We start from the raw sequence: 18,635 nt of genomic DNA, 5'->3' as shown, positions 1-18,635 counted from the left end.
ACCAAATCATTCATCATCATCGGATGAGCCGTAATAATCCCGTTCATACAATTCGCTGTAGATGGCGTGTAGCACAGGATCTATGTTTTTTCTGTATCTTTACATCAGCTGTTCACATAGTGTCCAAAGGTCATAATGACAACCATTAACCGCAAAATGGCAATAGCCATAGCTGTTAGTTGTGATTTCGCCTGCTTTCATCAGTAGCGCAAAACTTGCATTGCATAACGGCTGTTTTGTATCAAGCATATGCTTAACTTGCTCAATCGCTGTTAGGGCTTCTTTGTTGGTGAGCAGTGAAGCAATTGCTTTAATGTGGGCTTGCGCCATTGCTTGTGCCATAGTGCGCATTTTTAAGTTTCCTTGTGTTGTTGGTTGATGTGGTTATTATATTTCCAACAGGAAGTAGGATTTTTAAAAACTTCACCCACAAATTAATACGCCTTGGCGTATTCTGTACAAGCAAAAGCCGCCCATTTGGACGGCTTGCAATATCAACCATGCGTTCACTTGGTGACAAAACCAAGTAACCAAACCCCAAAAGCGGTTGTTACAGATGTCGCAAAAGCGATAAAAGCGGCAGATGTTAGTAGGGCAACCACAGGGTAAAAGCGAGTTTCTTTATTAATTCTATCTCGTTCTGCTTGTGCTTTTTCGAAATCTGCACGAATGCGCATGGTTTCAGCGATAAGCCGCTCATATTCTGCTGCATTCACCGCTTGCATCCGCTGATTTTCAGCCGCCATACGCTCCACTTGTGCGGCAGTTAATGCCACCATTTGTTCAGTGTTTTTCAGCGTTTGCTGTACATCGAAAATGCTCATAACCTTATGTACCTTGTCGAGTTCAACATCTGACAGTCCCATCAGATGGTCAAATTCCAAGTCAAATGTTTGTTTTTGCATAGTAAACTTATCTTAATTCATATTGTAACCTAAAACAGCATCAAAATCGCATCTTTTTTACCGCATTCATGATGAAAAGCAATACTGCTGTGTGTTTGAATTCTGGTGAATAACTAGCTTTGCTCTTTCTGATACGAATGCCATCAATACCATGAGTTTGGTAGAGTCTCACCCAGTTATGGACGATAGAACTTTCTATACCAAACAAATTAGCTATCTGAGTACAACTAAGTCCATTGTGATAATGATCAATGACTTCAAGTTTAAAGTCAATTGTGTATTTGGTCATAAAAACACCCCAAAGGTTGTCTAACTTTTGGGGTGCGGTTCAATGATAACTTGGCGTTTTTTTGTACTGATTGGCGGATTGTTTAGCAGATTATTTATTGGTTGTTTCGCTTTCATCCACCACTTCAGCATCTGCTGTGGCGGTCGCTGCTGCTTCATCATCAAATTCGATGGCTTCAGCGATATCACCATTTTCATCTGCTAACTCATCAGCAGGCACAGGCTCAGCTTCGGTAGCTGTGCCATCTGCTACAGCTACCGTATCGGTGGCTTGTGCGCTGTCAACTGCTGTATCTTCACTGTTGTCCTTAATGGCGACATCAGCAGGGGCGGCGCTCATCGGCACATCAGCAGGCTCAGCGGTTTGTGCGGTTTCTTCAGCTTTTTTGCTGCAAGCAGCCAAAGCAACGGTTGCAGATAACAGTAGGACGCTGAATAATGATTTTTTCATGGGTTGTCCTTGAGTTTTTTGCCATCATGGATGACAATGCGTTAAATTGAATAAATCTAGTATAGCATACTTTTTGTTACATACGATGACATCTTGGTATTTTTTACTTGCTGTAGATTATCCAATCTTACCCATCATCGATTCAAACAAAAAGGCGATTAAAAACCGCCTTTTTACCCAAACTGCACAAGGTTAGCTGAGCTTGCCGTGACATTGTTTGTATTTCAATCCAGAGCCACAAGGACATGGCGCATTGCGGTTGATATTGGCAGGAATAACGAGCTCATCATCGCCCACTTGCGGCTGTACGCTGTCACTTGCAGCGGCTGCACCACCTAGTGTGATGGTCACTTGCTGCTTGATGCGGTGGCGATTTGGCACAGGACCTGTGGTCAATTCAGGATCGCGGCTTTCGCTACCGTCTAGATTGATCTCATTATGCTCAAACATCATCTGCATCCGTTCAGCTTGCAAGCGACGCTCTTCTTCTAAGGCTGCTAACTCTTCTGGGGTCGGCACATGTACGCGCGCAAGGTCTTGTACCAGATCAGACTTGATCGCACCCATCATCGCTTGGAACAGCTCAAATGATTCGCGCTTATACTCTTGCTCTGGATTTTTCTGTGCATAACTGCGCAGATGAATGCCTTTACGCAGCTGATCCATCTGAGTCAGATGTTCTTTCCAGTGACGATCAAGGCTTTGTAGCATAAAGTGACGCTCAAGCGATGCGGCAGTTTCTTCGCCCATCTGCGCGCGGCGTGTTTCGTAGCGTTCGATGGCAGTATTGACGATTTTTTCGCGCAAGCCTTCTTCATCCAAGCGGCGATCAGCGTCTAGCCAGTCATTGATCGGCATATAAAAACGGAATGCTTCTTCAATTTCATCTTCCAGACCATCGATATTCCACTGATCATCGACCGAACCTGGTGGGACGAACTGATTGATCAGCGCATTATACACTTCATGGTGCATTGCCTTGATGCCGTCTTGTAGATCCATCTCGGCAAGCAGCTCATCACGCTGCCCATAGATGACTTTACGCTGCTCATTGGCGACATCATCGTATTTCAACAGGCTTTTACGCGCATCGAAGTCACGCGCTTCTACTTTACCTTGCGCACCTTCGATCGAGCGCGATACCATCTTATGCTCGATCGCTTCGTCTTCTTTTAGACCCATCGCGCGGAACATATTGGTAATGCGATCACCAGCAAAAATACGCATCAAATCATCTTCTAGCGACAAGAAAAAGCGAGATTGACCTGGGTCACCTTGACGGCCGGCACGACCACGCAACTGGTTGTCGATACGGCGTGATTCATGACGCTCTGAACCGATGATATGCAGACCACCTGCCGCCAGCACTGCATCATGACGCTCTTGCCATGCTGCTTGTGCTGCTGCGCGCATCTCATCGGTCACGCCTTCAATGTCTTCAAGTTCTGCTTGCCAGTTACCGCCTAGGATAATATCCGTACCACGACCTGCCATGTTAGTGGCGATAGTCACTGCCTTTGGGCGACCTGCTTGGGCGATGATGTCAGCTTCGCGTTCGTGCTGCTTGGCGTTTAGGACATTATGCTTGATGCCTTCTTGGTCAAGCAAATAAGACAGTTCTTCGGACGCTTCGATCGTCGCTGTACCAACCAGTACAGGCGCGCCCTTTTCGGTGATTGCCTTGATCTCACGGATGATGCCTTTGTACTTGCCAAGCTTGGTCAAGAAAATCTGGTCATCCATATCAATACGCGCAATCGGACGATGTGTCGGAATGATCACAACATCCAGCTCATAAGTCGATTTCAACTCCGCCGCTTCGGTATCTGCCGTACCTGTCATGCCCGACAGCTTGTCATACAGACGGAAATAGTTCTGGAAGGTGGTGGTCGCCATCGTCTGATTTTCAGCTTGGATTTCCACGCCTTCTTTGGCTTCTACCGCTTGGTGCAGACCATCTGACCAGCGACGACCTGGCATGGTACGACCTGTATTCTCATCGACGATGATCACTTCGCCATCTTGGACGATGTAGTGAATATTTTTGACAAATAAATGATGCGCACGAATCGCCGCCTGTGCATGAGCAAGCAGTGGCAGACGCGCAGGGCTGTATAAGCTTTCTTTTTCGCCCAGCTCACCGACTTCGATTAAGAATTTCTCAATTTTCTCGTAGCCTTTTTCGCTGATTTCTATGGTACGATTCTTCTCATCAATCCAAAAATCGCCATCGGTATTATTCTTGTTCGCTTCTTCATCTTGCGAGCGCACAAGATTTTCAACCACCTTATCAATCAAGGCATACAGATGCGCCGAATCTTCGGCTTGACCTGAGATAATCAGTGGCGTACGCGCTTCATCGATCAAAATTGAGTCAATCTCGTCAATGATGCAATAGTTCAGCGGACGCTGCTTTTTTTCAGCTAGGCTAAACACCATATTATCACGTAGATAGTCAAAGCCGTATTCATTATTCGTGCCATAAGTAATATCAGCACGATAAGCGGCGAACTTCTCTTGTGGTGGCTGCTGGCTATAAATCACACCAACGGTCAAGCCCAAAAATGCAAACAACGAACGGTTCAGCTCGGCATCACGCTTGGCAAGATAGTCATTGACCGTGACGACATGCACGCCCTTACCACTGATGGCGTTCAGATACATCGCTAGAGTTGCCATCAAAGTCTTACCTTCACCGGTCTTCATCTCAGCGATCTTGCCTTCGTGCAAGGTCATACCGCCGATCAGCTGCACATCATAGTGACGCATCCCATTGACACGCAGCGACGCTTCACGACACACCGCAAACGCTTCAGGCAACAGCTTATCAAGGCTTTCGCCTGCCTGATGACGCTCTTTGAACTCTTGTGTTTTTTGGCGCAGCTGATCATCGCTCAGTGCCTGAATGCTTGGTTCTAGGGCATTGATCTTGGCGACTGCTTTGCGCATACGCTTAAGTTCGCGTTCATTTTTGGTGCCGATGACCGCACCGACGATTTTTGCTAACATAATTTTTTCCGTAAAAATGGGAAATGCCCATTTATCATCATTTAAAAACAAAATAAGACAAAGTAAACCAATTCAACACTGTGTTATTTTGAATTTTTCAACCATTAATCATATTGCTCAGGTTTATGGTTTTGAATGCACTAAAATCAAGCTACACATCCCATAAATCCGCACAATTTGACAAAATTTTACAAACTGGCAAAGACTTTATCCGCCGCAGCGATGGTCTTATCAAGATCTTCATAAGTGTGCGCCGATGACATGAACGCCGCTTCAAATGCCGATGGCGCAAGGTACACGCCTTCATCAAGCATGGCATGGAAGAAAGTGGCGAATTTTTTGGCATCGCAATTTGTCGCGACATTATTGAAATTCTGCGGCAGAGTCTCGCTAAAGAACAGACCGAACATTCCGCCCACCGAGCAGGCTTGGAATGGCACATTGTGCTTGGCGGCGGCAGCTTTTAGCCCTGCAATCAGATATTCGGTTTTAGCGGTCAATTCTTGATAAAAGCCATCAGCAGTCAATTTATCAAACATCGCCTTGCCTGCGCGCATCGCCAATGGATTGCCCGACAGCGTGCCTGCTTGATACACTCCACCCAATGGCGCGATGCATTCCATGATCTCTCGTTTACCGCCAAACGCACCGACAGGCAGACCTGCGCCGATGATTTTGCCAAATGTTGTCAAATCAGGCGTGATGCCAAAATGCGCCTGCGCACCCCCAAGACCCACACGAAAGCCTGTCATTACTTCATCAAAAATCAGCACCACGCCATGCTCGGTACATAGTGCGCGCAAGGTGTTGTGAAATTCTTGGCTTGGGATGACCATGTTCATATTACCCGCGATCGGCTCTAAAATCACGCACGCAAGCTCACTGCCAAATTTATCAAAGCACGCCTTTAATGCATCAATATCATTATAAGGTAGTGTTAAGGTATGCTTAGCAAAATCAGCAGGCACACCCTTAGAAGTCGGCTCGCCAATATCCAGCATGCCAGAGCCAGCCTTGACAAGCAAGCTGTCCGAATGCCCATGATAGCAGCCTTCGAACTTGACAATCTTATCACGACCTGTATAGCCACGCGCCAAACGAATCGCCGACATCGTCGCTTCAGTGCCTGATGATACCATGCGCACAAGCTCAATGCTTGGCACGATACTAGCGATCAAATCCGCCATCGTCGTCTCTGATGGCGTCGGTGCCCCAAATGACAGGCCGTCTTCAGCCGCCGCCTTGACCGCAGCGATCACTTCATCATGTGCATGACCCAAAATCATCGGGCCCCATGAGCCGACATAGTCGATATAAGCATTGTCTTCGGTGTCGTAAATGTACGCACCCTTCGCGCGCGACACAAACACAGGTGTTCCACCCACGCCCGCAAAGGCACGCACAGGCGAATTGACACCGCCAGCGATATGGCGTTTGGCTTTTTCGAACAAGATTTGGTCAGCGGCACTTTGGTGAGTCATGGGAAATCCTTGTTTTTTGGATGAATTTACATTTATAGCCAAAGAATGCTAAATTCTTAGGCTTGATATTTTTGTTCATTACTACTGCCAATCAAATCATCTGCAGTAAATTAATTTTGGAAAAAGCGGTTATAAACCGCAATTTCTTTGGCTTTTGCTATAAATCTGTACAATTATCGTGGTCTAATATAAATAGTGCTAGAAAAATAAGCAACGGTGTACAATTAGTACATCGAGCGAAACTTGACGACGCAATATCCCATCAGGCGAAGATAATCAGGCTTTTTTGACCACACTAGATTTTAACTTCATCGCCCCGAAGCCATCAATTTTACAGTCAATATCGTGATCATCGGGCGCATCGTAGATTAGGCGGATTGATTTGACTTTGGTACCGACTTTAATAGGCGCGCTTGAGCCTTTAACTTTTAAATCCTTAATAACCGTTACCGCGTCGCCATCGGCCAATACATTGCCGACTGCATCTTTGATGACTGGCAGCTCATCGCTTGACTCGCCTTCTTTCCATTCATGCGCGCACATTGGGCAAATCAGCAGATCGCCGTCGGCATAGGTGAATTCTTCGTGGCATTTTGGGCAAACTGGTAGTGTCATCGCATCCTCTGTGTTGAAAATTACAAATTAAAACTTAACTGCTTATTGTAACCGATTTCGGCGTCAATTTGTTGCACTCTATGGCAAATCGTACAAAATTTTAACATTTTTATGCCAATCACCCTTATAATTTTTGCAAATCATCCCCATTAACTGTGCAATACTTTCGATCAGCGATTATGATTTGGGATAAAACAATGACTGATTTTAGCGTTTTTGTGATGACAGGCGGTGATACTGATAAATTTTTGCAAGGGCAAATCACCGCAGATATGGGTAAAATCGGTACGGCATTTGTACCGACAGCGATTTGTAATCTAAAGGGGCGCGTACAATTTGGCTTGTGGGTGCGTCGCGTCAGTGATAACGCGGATGATGGTGTGCAAATCGTGATCAGCAGTGATTTGGCAGAAGACCTTGCCAAGCATATCAAAAAATTTGGCGCATTTTCAAAAATCACCCTATCTGCTGCCAAGCCGATTTATCCTGCGATCATTGATGGCGTGGCAAGTTTTGATACCACCGACCATGATCAAACCGCGCAATGGCAAGCCTTGAGTATCGCTACGGGTAATTATTGGATTACCAAAGACACAAGCGAGCTATATCAACCGCAAGAACTGCGCCTGCATCAGCGTGATGGCGTGGCATATGATAAGGGCTGCTATCTGGGTCAAGAAATCGTTGCGCGATTGTACTTTAAGGCAAGCCCAAAAGCCTATTTGCACCGTGTGGCAAGTGCGGATGTGGACTTTTTTGCCCATCATGCTGAAGAATCGGGCTTGGCTGTGGTAAATAGCATCAGTAGCTTAGATGGTTCAGAAGCTTTGGTCGTCGCGCGCCCTGATACCATCGAAACTCTGGGCGCGACTCAATCTCTACAGAATCTGCCACTGCCTGATGCCTTGCAAGCCGATGTAGGTCGGGTGTGATTAGTTTGTAGACCAAATAGCATAAGCCATCGCGATGATGGCTTTTTTGTTGCGTGGCTTTTATACAAACTGATAGACAAACAAAAAGACAAACCCTTTTCAGGTTTGCCTTTTTGTTTTATGGTTGGTTTGTGACTGTTTAACGATTAGTCTTTAACAGTAGCAACAACACCAGCACCTACGGTACGGCCGCCTTCACGGATCGCGAAGCGAAGACCTTTGTCCATAGCGATTGGGTGGATTAGCTCAACGCTCATCTCAACGTTATCGCCTGGCATAACCATTTCAGTGCCTTCTTGTAGAGTGATTGCACCAGTTACGTCAGTAGTACGGAAGTAGAACTGTGGGCGATAGCCATTTAGGAATGGCGTGTGACGACCACCTTCTTCTTTTGATAGTACGTATACTTCTGCGTCGAACTTGGTGTGTGGGGTGATTGAACCTGGCTTAGCAAGTACTTGACCGCGTTGAACTTCTTCACGCTTAGTACCACGAAGTAGGATACCACAGTTCTCACCTGCACGACCTTCGTCTAGCAGCTTACGGAACATTTCAACACCAGTACAGGTAGTTTTTTGAGTTGGTTTGATACCAACGATTTCGATCTCTTCACCAACTTTGATGACGCCTGATTCAACACGACCAGTTACAACAGTACCACGACCTGAGATTGAGAATACGTCTTCGATTGGCATCAAGAATGCTTTATCTACAGCACGCTCTGGCTCTGGGATGTAAGTATCTAGAGTGTCTAGTAGTTCTAGAACTGCTGGCTCACCGTACTTGCTGTCAGCGCCGTTTAGTGCTTCTAGTGCAGAACCTTTGATGATTGGGGTATCATCACCTGGGAAGTCGTAGTCAGATAGAAGTTCACGAACTTCCATTTCAACTAGCTCTAGTAGTTCTTCGTCATCAACCATGTCGCACTTGTTCATGAATACCATGATGTATGGTACACCAACCTGACGAGATAGTAGGATGTGCTCACGAGTTTGTGGCATTGGGCCGTCAGTTGCAGATACAACTAGGATCGCGCCGTCCATCTGTGCAGCACCAGTGATCATGTTTTTAACATAGTCAGCGTGGCCTGGGCAGTCAACGTGTGCGTAGTGACGGTTTGCAGTGTCGTACTCGATGTGAGAAGTGTTAATGGTAATACCACGCGCTTTTTCTTCAGGAGCTGAGTCAATTGCAGCGTAGTCTTTTGCTTCACCGCCGTGGTGCTTAGCAGCAACAGTAGCGATCGCAGCAGTTAGAGTGGTTTTACCATGGTCAACGTGACCGATGGTACCAACGTTTACGTGTGGCTTGTTACGTTCAAACTTGGCCTTTGCCATGATGGTTTCCTCGATAAATGTGCATTTTGGGTGTATCCCGATGCACAAAGGTTAATAAATCAATCTGCAATGCTGTCCAAATAGACAGCATTGACAGGTTTGTCAGAATGTGACGATAAATTACTCGTCATCATCCTTCGCAGTGAACTTCTTGATGATCTCGTCAGCAACGTTCTTCGGAGTTTCTTGGTATTTTACAAACTCCATTGAGTAAGTTGCACGACCTTGAGACATAGAACGCATTTGAGTTGCATAGCCGAACATCTCAGCTAGTGGTACTTCTGCACGGATAGACTTAGTGCCGCCAGGTAGATCATCCATACCTTGAACCATACCACGACGACGGTTCAAGTCACCCATGATGTCGCCCATGTAGTCTTCTGGAGTTTCTACTTCAACTTTCATGATAGGCTCTAGTAGCGCTGGGCTTGCTTGTAGGAAGCCTTTTTTGAACGCCATTGAACCTGCCATTTTGAACGATAGTTCGTCAGAGTCAACATCGTGGTACGAACCATCGTATAGCGTTGCTTTTACGCCGACTACTGGGTAGCCTGCGATAACACCGCTCTTCATACGCTCTTGGATTCCTTTATCAACCGCTGCATGGTATTCTTTTGGAACCACACCACCAACGATCTCTTCAGCGAATTCGTATTCTACATCGCCAGTAGGATCAAGCGGTTCTAGGCGTAGCCATACATGACCGAATTTACCACGACCACCAGTTTGGCGAACGAATTTGCCTTCAACTTCGACGGTTTGACGGATTGTTTCACGGTATGCAACCTGTGGTGCACCGATATTCGCTTCAACACCGAATTCACGCTTCATACGGTCAACGATGATGTCAAGATGTAGCTCACCCATACCTGAGATGATGGTTTGGCCTGATTCTTCATCAGTGCGTACACGGAATGAAGGGTCTTCTTTTGCTAGACGGCCTAGAGCAACAGACATCTTCTCTTGGTCAGCCTTAGTTTTTGGCTCAACAGCTAGAGAGATTACTGGCTCAGGGAATTCCATACGCTCTAGGGTGATGATGTTGTCGTTGTCACACAGCGTATCACCAGTGGTTACATCTTTCATACCAACTAGGGCAGCGATATCACCTGCGCGGATTTCTTCCACTTCTTTTTGCTCGTTTGCGTGCATCTGTACGATACGACCGATACGCTCACGCTTCATCTTAACAGGGTTGTAAACGCTGTCGCCTTGCTTAACCACACCTGAGTATACACGAACGAATGTTAGGTTACCCACATATTTGTCGTTCATGATCTTGAACGCTAGTGCAGCAAATGGTGCTTCATCAGACGCTTCACGAGATGCTTCAGTTTCATCTTTGTCGTCTAGGATACCTTTGATCGCTTCAACATCGTTTGGTGCTGGCAGGAACTCGATCACAGCGTCAAGCATACGCTGAACACCTTTGTTCTTGAACGCAGAACCACAAAGCATTGGTTGAATTTCGCAAGCTAGGGTACGGATACGTAGACCTTGAACGATCTCTTCTTTGGTCAAATCACCATTTTCTAGGTATTTATCCATTAGCTCTTCAGATGCTTCAGCAGCAGCTTCAACCATGTTGGTACGCCATTCATCAGCAGTGTCTTGAAGATCAGCAGGGATATCGCCGTACTCGAACTTCATACCTTGTGATGGTTCGTCCCAGATGATTGATTTCATCTCGATCAAATCGATAACACCAGAGAAAGTATCTTCTGCACCTACTGGTACAACGATAGGCACTGGGTTACCGCCTAGGCGAGTCTTCATTTGCTCAACTACGCGGAAGAAGTTTGCACCAGTACGGTCCATTTTGTTAACGAACGCTAGGCGTGGTACTTTATATTTGTTTGCCTGACGCCATACAGTTTCAGACTGTGGCTGTACACCACCTACCGCACAGTAAACCATGCAAGCACCATCAAGAACACGCATAGAACGCTCAACTTCGATGGTGAAGTCAACGTGGCCTGGGGTGTCAATGACATTGATACGGTGTTCTTTGAATTGGTTGCCCATGCCTGACCAGAATGCAGTGGTCGCAGCAGAAGTAATGGTAATACCACGCTCTTGCTCTTGTTCCATCCAGTCCATGGTAGCAGCACCATCATGTACTTCACCGATCTTGTGAGATACACCTGTGTAGAACAAAATACGCTCAGAAGTGGTAGTCTTACCAGCGTCAATGTGTGCCGAGATACCGATGTTACGGTAGCGGCTAATAGGGGTTGTACGAGCCATAATTTTTCCTAGAAAAATTCTGTTTAATTTGGTAAATCTGCCAGCCAAACCCAAGCTTGGTTGGCAGATTTTTGAGTATTGTTTGGGAAATTACCCAAAAACAATCGCTTGGTCAGCTGATAACTCAGCCAAAACCAATTAGAAGCGATAGTGTGAGAACGCTTTGTTCGCGTCCGCCATACGGTGAACATCATCGCGTTTCTTGATGGCTGCACCTTTACCTTCTGAAGCATCATTTAGCTCACCAGCTAGGCGTAGAGCCATTGATTTTTCAGAACGCTTGGCTGCAGCGTCTGCCAACCAACGCATTGCTAGGGCAGTACGACGGGATGGGCGTACTTCCATAGGTACTTGGTAGGTAGCACCACCAACACGGCGAGCTTTAACTTCGACGGTTGGGCGAACATTTTCTAGCACTTCTTCAAAGAACGCAACTGGATCTGCGATGTCTTTTTTAGCAGCAACTGCTTCTAGAGCACCGTAAACGATCTTTTCTGCAACTGATTTTTTGCCATCGACCATTACATGGTTGATGAATTTAGCGATTGTTTGGCTGCCGAATTTTGGATCTGGTAGGATTTCACGGGCAGCGACGACACGACGTCTTGGCATAATAGTTTCCTTATTTCTTCAGGATTGTCTGGTATAAAGCTAGGTTTAACCAGCCTTACTGCACACTTGGGTTTGACACACCAAACCCGTCATATGCAAATGATGTCTTAGGCTTATGCCTTAGGACGCTTAGCACCGTACTTAGAACGGCCTTGCTTACGATCTTTCACGCCTGCACAGTCAAGTGCACCACGCACGGTGTGATAACGCACACCTGGCAAGTCTTTAACACGACCGCCACGGATTAGAACAACGCTGTGCTCTTGAAGGTTGTGGCCTTCACCACCGATGTAGCTTGATACTTCATAGCCTGAAGTCAAACGCACACGGCACACTTTACGCATTGCTGAGTTTGGTTTTTTTGGTGTGGTGGTGTAAACACGAGTACACACGCCACGACGCTGTGGGCACGCTTGCAACGCAGGAACTTTTGATTTTTCCTTGATGGTTGTGCGACCCTTGCGGATTAGCTGGTTTGTAGTTGCCATAGGGCAATTCTCTCCCGTTGTTGTTAAAAATTCGCCATTAGCCAACCCTGCCGAAATCTCAGCAAAATCAAGCTAATAACGCAATGTACCCTTTTTGGGACACTATATTATAAATCCAAATCAAAAAAACTTCAAGCCTTGACGAAAAATAGTCAAAACTTGAAGTTTTTATCAATCGTCATCAGCCATGAATTTGGCATACTCATCATAGCAGCTGAATATGTCAATTCGATGACATCATACGGCTATCGCATGGCCATTAGGCTTCTTTGGCCGCCTTTGGCTCAAGCGCTTTTGGTGCGTTAAAAGTCGCCAAAGCCGTGCCAATCACTTCATCGATCAGCTGATGATTATAATGCGCGCCGACACCGACCGCGATCAGTGGCAGCAGTTTGTTAAGCCACGATGGATTAAATTTATCCAAATCCACATAATCTTGCAGCTTGACAAATTGATCGGTATAAGCTTTTGATGCTTGATAGCGGCCGCCTAATGCCTGAATCTCGCTTTGCAGCCCTGTTTCTTGCGCCTTGGCAAGCATTCCTTGACCGATGGTCAGAGCAGTCATAATGATTTGTTTTTCTTGAAGTTTTTGTAAATTTGCCCCTGAGAGCATACCGTAGGCTTTTTTGATGCCGTCTTTACCGATCAATGGCTGATTTGACACCGCCGCCACTTGATACACTGTACGCAGACTGACAAACAGCAGCCACACGGTATCAATCACCACGCCCTTTAGCCCTGCCAAACCTGCAATGCCGCCCAAAGTCGCAAGCGCGCGGTTTTGATGTACGACATCAGCAAGCAGCGTGGCGTGCGATGCATCATCAAGCGTGGCAAGCTGCGCGAACTCATCGCGTTTTTGCAAATCCTTCATTGCCCACGCCTGCGCCCAAGTTGCGATTTTTTGATAAGCAATTTCCATCACACCATCGACTTTATTTGGTGCAATAAACTTCCCCATTAGACCCTGCACAGTTGCCGCTTTCGGACCCAATAACTGCATTGCCAGATGGCTGCTTTGCTCGTGGAACATATCTTTTTTAAATTCTGTCTGCTGCAAATCCACCGCAGCATACGACTTGGCTTGATCAGCGGTCAAATCGGACAAATACGCGCCCATCTGCCCAAGTTTCGCACCGATACCACCGCGCTTGACTCTGCTTAATGGTTTGGCAAAAGATTTCGCACTTGCGTGCATTTCATCTGCTGTCTGCTCATCTGTATCATTACTTTTAATATCATCAGTTTTAAAAGCGTCTTGTACTTTATCAGTCAAATCATTCACTGTCTCTGTGACAACTTCTTGAATGGTTTCTTTAGTTTCTTTAACATCATCGATGATATTTGGCTTATCCGCCTGCTCAGTGTGGGTTTCCTTTATATCGGATTTTATATCGGGTTTTGAATCAGCTTGATCATCGCTATCACGAATGACCAGCACTTCATCAACCGCATCGTTATTGCTCTCAACGACAGCGACGATCTCAGGATCATCAAAAGTTGCTACTTCTTGGGCAAGCTTGGTGTTATGCTCGCTGATTTTTTGTTTCACTTTTTTTGATTTTTTATTGGCCCTTGCCATGCTACACTCCATTTTTCATTCATATTTCAAATTCATACATCATGACCACTAGCCTAACACAAAAACCGCGCCATCGCTAGGCATAATCGGTTTGCCATTGTGAGTAATGCTACACAAACCCTACTGCTGTGCTAAAAGTTGCAAAAATTCCAGATATATACGGTGATTTTTGGCAAATTTGCGATATTTTTATGAAAAAAATTGCCGCTTTTGGTCAAATAATTTGTTACAATAGCCGCATTACAACTGTAAACTTAAAAACAGGATTTTCTTATGAAACGAGTTGTCATCACAGGCGCAGGCATTGTCTCATGCCTAGGCAATGATTTGGACACGGTAAAAAACGCCCTGATCGCAGGTCAATCAGGACTGACCTTCAACCAAAGCTATGCTGATCACGGCTTTAAATCACAAGTCTCTGGCAGCATTGATACTAATAGTCTTGATACCACAGGTATTGATCGTAAGCTGAAGCGTTTTATGAGCGATGCCAGCTTATATGCCTATGTCGCCGCACTACAAGCCATCAAAGATGCAGGGCTGACCCCTGAAGATGTCGCGGACAATCCACGCGTGGCGGTGGTCGCTGCATCAGGCGGCGCATCGACTGCCGATGTCGTTACCGCTGTCGATGCCATGCGCGATAAAGGTCTGCGCGGTGTCGGCGCGATGGCTGTACCAAAAGTGATGGCAAGCTCAGTCTCAGCGACACTGGCAACGGGTCTGAAAATCAAAGGCGTGTCTTATTCGCTATCAAGTGCTTGTGCAACTTCAAGCCACTGCGTCGGTCATGCGATGGAGCTGATCCAACTTGGTAAAGCTGATATGGTCATCGCAGGTGGCGGCGAAGGTGAGCATTGGACACAGTCGTGTATGTTTGATGCGATGGGCGCGATGAGTACGCAGTACAACGACACCCCAACCACCGCAAGCCGCCCTTATGATGCTGATCGCGATGGCTTCGTGATCGCTGGCGGTGGCGGCATGGTCATCGTCGAAAGTCTAGAATCTGCCCAAGCACGCGGCGCAACCATCCTAGCAGAAATCACTGGCTATGGCGCAACTTCTGATGGTGCTGAAATGGTCGCACCAAGCGGTGAAGGTGCGGTGCGCTGTATGCAAATCGCCCTAGCGCAAGCAGGTCTGGATCAGGTTGATTATGTCAATAGTCACGGCACAAGCACGCCACTAGGCGACATCACTGAGCTGAATGCCATCGCGACTGCCTTTGGTGGTGTCGAGAAAACCCCTGCCATCAGCTCAACCAAATCCATGACAGGTCACAGCCTAGGTGCGGTCGGTGTCCAAGAGCTGATCTACTGTCTATTGATGATCAATCACGGCTTTATCGCTCCGACTATTAATGTCACCAATCTGGATGAAGGCACGAAAAACTTTGACATCGTCACCGAGACGCGCCACACCACAGTTAATAGTGCAATGAGCAATAGCTTTGGCTTTGGTGGTACAAATGCAGCCTTGGTACTGCAGAAGTTTGGTAGTTAAATTTTAAACCCTGCCAAACAACCCCACCCACTTTCGGTGGGGTTTCGTTTTTTCACGCATTGCTTTACAATATCCGTTTATTTTTATCAAAATCGACTTATGACACTGACCACGCGCCCTTTTGTAAAATTATTCACCCTAAGCACGCTATGCCTTGCCCTTGCCGCTTGTCAAGATAAACAAGCTGACAAGACAGCTACAGCACCTGCAGCCGAAAGCACCAACACCACAAGCCAAAATACCGCCAATACTGAGACGGGCGGCGAGATGAGCGAAGAATTCGCCACAGGTCCAAAAGCTGCTGCCGATCGCGCACTTGCCCCAACCGCCATCAGCACAAGCCAAGATGGTAAGGCGACAACCATCGCGGTCGATTTTGGCAATGCCACCATCGGCAAATATGCTGCGCCCATTCGCGGTCTGATCATCACGCCAAACAAGGCTACCACGCCGACGCCGCTAATCGTCCTAAGTCATCTGCGCGCACCGAACTGCGCTGATATGGATGCGCGCTTTCCTTGTCATGATGGCGTGGCAGAATTGCGCTTCGATCATGGGATGCAGTACCTTGGCGAACATCTTGCCGCGCAAGGTTATACGGTGATCATTCCTGACCTTAGCCCTGCTTTTATCGGGCTTGGCGTCACCGAACCTTATGATCAGCCTAAGCTATGGCAAGACATCGTCAGCCGTTTTCGCGATGAGCTAAAAGCTGCGGCGGCAGATGATAAGCACTTTGGCACGCCTGTGGCTGCGGTGGATTTTACCACCGTGGGCTTATTCTTGCATTCGCGCTCAGGGCAAATGACGACAGCGGCTGAGCAGGTATTTGGTAAAGATAATATTAAGAGTATCTTTGCTTATGCGCCATCATATGAGACTTTTGAGTTGGCTGATATTTCGCCTGCACCACAAGACATTCCTTATCTTGCCATCGTCGGCAGCCTAGATACCGATGTCGGCGCGTCGGCAAATCTGTGGCTGTCGCACTACACCACCACGCCAAGACAGACCGCTGCCAGTACGGTGGAATTATCTGGCTTTGGGCATATGTCGATCAATCGCACGGCAGTGCAAGCTAAGATGGACGATCGCCGTGGCTGCGATATCATCACTTGTCATGATGACAAGGCACACGAGAAGATGCTGCTTACGGCAGTTGATGATTGGTTTGGCGCAACTATCCAAGGCAAAGACAGCACCCTACCAACCAAGCCACATCAAGCCTTGCCCAAAACCGTTGCAGGCTATCCTGCGCGTTGGCTTGCTTTAAGTGCACAGAGCAAAGGCTTTATTGATGCCAAAGATTTCGGCGATTCAGACGGTGTTAAATATTGCGCCTACAGCGATCCGATGAATCCAGCCTCCGCCATCATGCCTGCTTGCCCTGAGCCTGAGATGGGCGTGGTGCAAGCCATCACCCCTGTGGCATATCTAAGTAACGCTGCCAAAGCCACCACCAACATCCAAGGCGCAACCGCCCTTGCCTTACAAATCGCACCAACAGGCAGTCATGGCGACAAAGGCACGACGGTGGATATCACCCTTGCGCTTGACGATGGCAATGCGGTGAGCCTTACACTTGATCCTACCGATCCTGCCTTAATTGAGCGCGCAAGCGAGCATGACAGCGGCATGTATCGGCTTGGCACGGTGCAGGTTAATTTGCCAAAAGCTGCCCAAAACCGCACCATCACCGCTGTCACCATCAGCAGCGATCATCCTGTGATTGTCCGCAGTGTGGATTTTTGGTAATTGAAAATAAGATTTCGCATGAATATCACCATCTCAAGCACGCTGACGGCTGCTGCACTGACCACACTGATTGCCGATCATCATCCTGATTGGCAAGCGTGTTTTTTAAATGATGATCATCAGCCTGTGATTGGTATTTTACCCAAGGTCAGTTGGCGATTATCAGCGGATGATACACAGGGCAAATCATGGACGCTGACGATGATGCAGCGGCAAGCAGATTTGGCTTATACTCAGCAGCACTTGCCAAGTAGCTATCATGATCTATTAGATAAATTAAGCAAATACAGCGAAAAACAAGCCAATCACAACTCATCTGATCAGGCTTGCGGCTATCAGCATGGCTTGATGGGCTTTGTCGGGTATGACATCGCAGCCCATGCATTGAATGATGAAATTGAGTTAAAATCTGATCAGCCTGCCAGTTTTTTTGGGCATTATGATATTTATCTTAAGCCTGTCGCCCAAGATGGCAAGTGCGGCTTTGTGCTGATCTGTCAAGATGATGATATTACTCTTAATACCCTGATCAATGAGTTAAACACCTTGCAAAATCAAGCCTTGCCAAAAGCTGAACCGCTATCTCTTGCCCCTATCTGGTCAAAAGATGACTATCAAGCCGCCTTTGAAAAAGCACAAGCCTATCTGCTGGCAGGTGATGGCTATCAGATCAATCTCACCCAAGCATGGCTTGCCGCCAAATCAGGTAAATTATCCGCACACTTGCCCAATCTTATGAGTGCAAGCCAAGCGCCATTTGCAGGATTTTTACAAGTGGGGGATTTTGAATTATTATCGGTATCGCCTGAGCTATTTTTTACTTTTTATAAACAAAATAACTCTATCCATATCATCACCAAACCCATCAAAGGTACGCGCCCCCGTGCAAGCGATCCTGTACTTGATGAACAGTACAAACAAGCGCTTGCCACCAGCCAAAAAGACATCAGCGAAAATCTGATGATTGTGGATCTTTTGCGCAATGATTTGGGTAAATATGCCGAAATCGGCAGCGTCAAAACGCCTATGAAATTCGCCATCGAAAGCTTTAGCAATGTGCATCACATGGTCAGCACCATCACCGCCAAGCTCAATGCCGACAGCCATCCGCTTGCCGTGCTGTTCGGCTCATTGCCGGCAGGCTCTATCACTGGCGCTCCCAAAAAACGCGCTTGTGAGATGATTTTTGAACTAGAAAGTGCGCCGCGTGGTGCGTATTGTGGCAGCATGGGTTATTTGAATTTTGATGGGACGGGGCAGTTTAATGTGCTGATTCGCACCATCCAAGCCAATGCCGATGGCATCAGTGTCTGGGCAGGTGGCGGTATCACCATCCGTTCACAAGTCGATGATGAATATCAAGAATGTATGGATAAAGTTGGGATGATTTTAAAGACTTTGGCGGATGGGTGAGCTTTACCAAC

16 protein-coding genes are annotated in these 18,635 nt (G+C 46.9%); 4 read left to right on the top strand and 12 right to left on the bottom strand.

What is annotated here, in order from left to right; translation table 11 throughout:
• Positions 1-99 precede the first annotated feature (99 nt).
• The 7 genes from NGM44_RS06775 to NGM44_RS06745 form a co-directional block, all read right to left on the bottom strand.
• Entirely contained in the window at positions 100-351 is a 252-nt protein-coding gene (locus NGM44_RS06775) for a hypothetical protein (protein WP_253222977.1), read from the bottom strand.
• Positions 352-506: 155 nt separating this feature from the next.
• Positions 507-905 (bottom strand): hypothetical protein, encoded by a 399-nt coding sequence (locus NGM44_RS06770; protein WP_253222976.1) that lies wholly within the window; start codon positions 903-905, stop codon positions 507-509.
• Positions 906-945: 40 nt separating this feature from the next.
• Entirely contained in the window at positions 946-1,194 is a 249-nt protein-coding gene (locus NGM44_RS06765; RefSeq protein ID WP_253222975.1) for a helix-turn-helix domain-containing protein, read from the bottom strand.
• A gap of 90 nt (positions 1,195-1,284) precedes the next feature.
• Positions 1,285-1,644, bottom strand: a complete 360-nt coding sequence (locus NGM44_RS06760; protein WP_253222974.1) for a hypothetical protein — start codon at positions 1,642-1,644, stop codon at positions 1,285-1,287.
• 192 nt (positions 1,645-1,836) lie between these two features.
• Positions 1,837-4,653, bottom strand: coding sequence for a preprotein translocase subunit SecA (gene secA / locus NGM44_RS06755; protein ID WP_253222973.1), 2,817 nt, complete (start codon positions 4,651-4,653; stop codon positions 1,837-1,839).
• Between the two features lie 188 nt (positions 4,654-4,841).
• Positions 4,842-6,134 (bottom strand): glutamate-1-semialdehyde 2,1-aminomutase, encoded by a 1,293-nt coding sequence (gene hemL / locus NGM44_RS06750; RefSeq protein WP_253222972.1) that lies wholly within the window; start codon positions 6,132-6,134, stop codon positions 4,842-4,844.
• Between the two features lie 276 nt (positions 6,135-6,410).
• Positions 6,411-6,749, bottom strand: a complete 339-nt coding sequence (locus NGM44_RS06745; RefSeq protein ID WP_253222971.1) for a zinc ribbon domain-containing protein YjdM — start codon at positions 6,747-6,749, stop codon at positions 6,411-6,413.
• Positions 6,750-6,946: 197 nt separating this feature from the next.
• Here NGM44_RS06745 and NGM44_RS06740 point away from each other — a divergent pair, with 197 nt between their 5' ends.
• Entirely contained in the window at positions 6,947-7,681 is a 735-nt protein-coding gene (locus tag NGM44_RS06740) for a folate-binding protein YgfZ (RefSeq protein WP_253222970.1), read from the top strand.
• Between the two features lie 146 nt (positions 7,682-7,827).
• Here the strand turns inward: NGM44_RS06740 and tuf are convergent, their stop codons facing one another.
• The 5 genes from tuf to NGM44_RS06715 all read right to left on the bottom strand — a co-directional run bounded on the left by tuf (position 7,828) and on the right by NGM44_RS06715 (position 13,920).
• Positions 7,828-9,018, bottom strand: coding sequence for an elongation factor Tu (tuf, locus tag NGM44_RS06735; RefSeq protein WP_253222969.1), 1,191 nt, complete (start codon positions 9,016-9,018; stop codon positions 7,828-7,830).
• Between the two features lie 120 nt (positions 9,019-9,138).
• Complete coding sequence (fusA, locus tag NGM44_RS06730; RefSeq protein ID WP_253222968.1) at positions 9,139-11,265, bottom strand: elongation factor G; 2,127 nt, start codon at positions 11,263-11,265, stop codon at positions 9,139-9,141.
• Between the two features lie 138 nt (positions 11,266-11,403).
• Entirely contained in the window at positions 11,404-11,877 is a 474-nt protein-coding gene (gene rpsG / locus NGM44_RS06725; protein ID WP_253222967.1) for a 30S ribosomal protein S7, read from the bottom strand.
• Between the two features lie 113 nt (positions 11,878-11,990).
• Entirely contained in the window at positions 11,991-12,365 is a 375-nt protein-coding gene (gene rpsL / locus NGM44_RS06720) for a 30S ribosomal protein S12 (RefSeq protein ID WP_003656377.1), read from the bottom strand.
• Between the two features lie 259 nt (positions 12,366-12,624).
• Positions 12,625-13,920: a hypothetical protein gene (locus tag NGM44_RS06715; protein WP_253222966.1), complete on the bottom strand. Its 1,296-nt coding sequence runs from the start codon at positions 13,918-13,920 to the stop codon at positions 12,625-12,627.
• Between the two features lie 303 nt (positions 13,921-14,223).
• Here NGM44_RS06715 and NGM44_RS06710 point away from each other — a divergent pair, with 303 nt between their 5' ends.
• The 3 genes from NGM44_RS06710 (at position 14,224) to NGM44_RS06700 (ending at position 18,624) form a co-directional block, all read left to right on the top strand.
• Positions 14,224-15,456 carry a beta-ketoacyl-ACP synthase II gene (locus NGM44_RS06710; protein ID WP_253222965.1) on the top strand — a complete coding sequence of 411 codons (1,233 nt, stop codon included), beginning with the start codon at positions 14,224-14,226 and terminating at the stop codon, positions 15,454-15,456.
• 99 nt (positions 15,457-15,555) lie between these two features.
• Positions 15,556-17,211, top strand: a complete 1,656-nt coding sequence (locus tag NGM44_RS06705) for a hypothetical protein (protein WP_253222964.1) — start codon at positions 15,556-15,558, stop codon at positions 17,209-17,211.
• Between the two features lie 18 nt (positions 17,212-17,229).
• On the top strand, positions 17,230-18,624 hold the full coding sequence (locus NGM44_RS06700) for an anthranilate synthase component I family protein (RefSeq protein WP_253222963.1): 1,395 nt from the start codon (positions 17,230-17,232) through the stop codon (positions 18,622-18,624).
• The last annotated feature ends 11 nt before the right edge of the window (positions 18,625-18,635 follow it).

The organism is Moraxella sp. FZFQ2102 (genome assembly GCF_024137865.1).
Classification (GTDB): domain Bacteria; phylum Pseudomonadota; class Gammaproteobacteria; order Pseudomonadales; family Moraxellaceae; genus Moraxella.
Note: the sequence above shows the minus strand (reverse complement) of the source record. Positions and strands in the feature narration are given on the sequence as shown.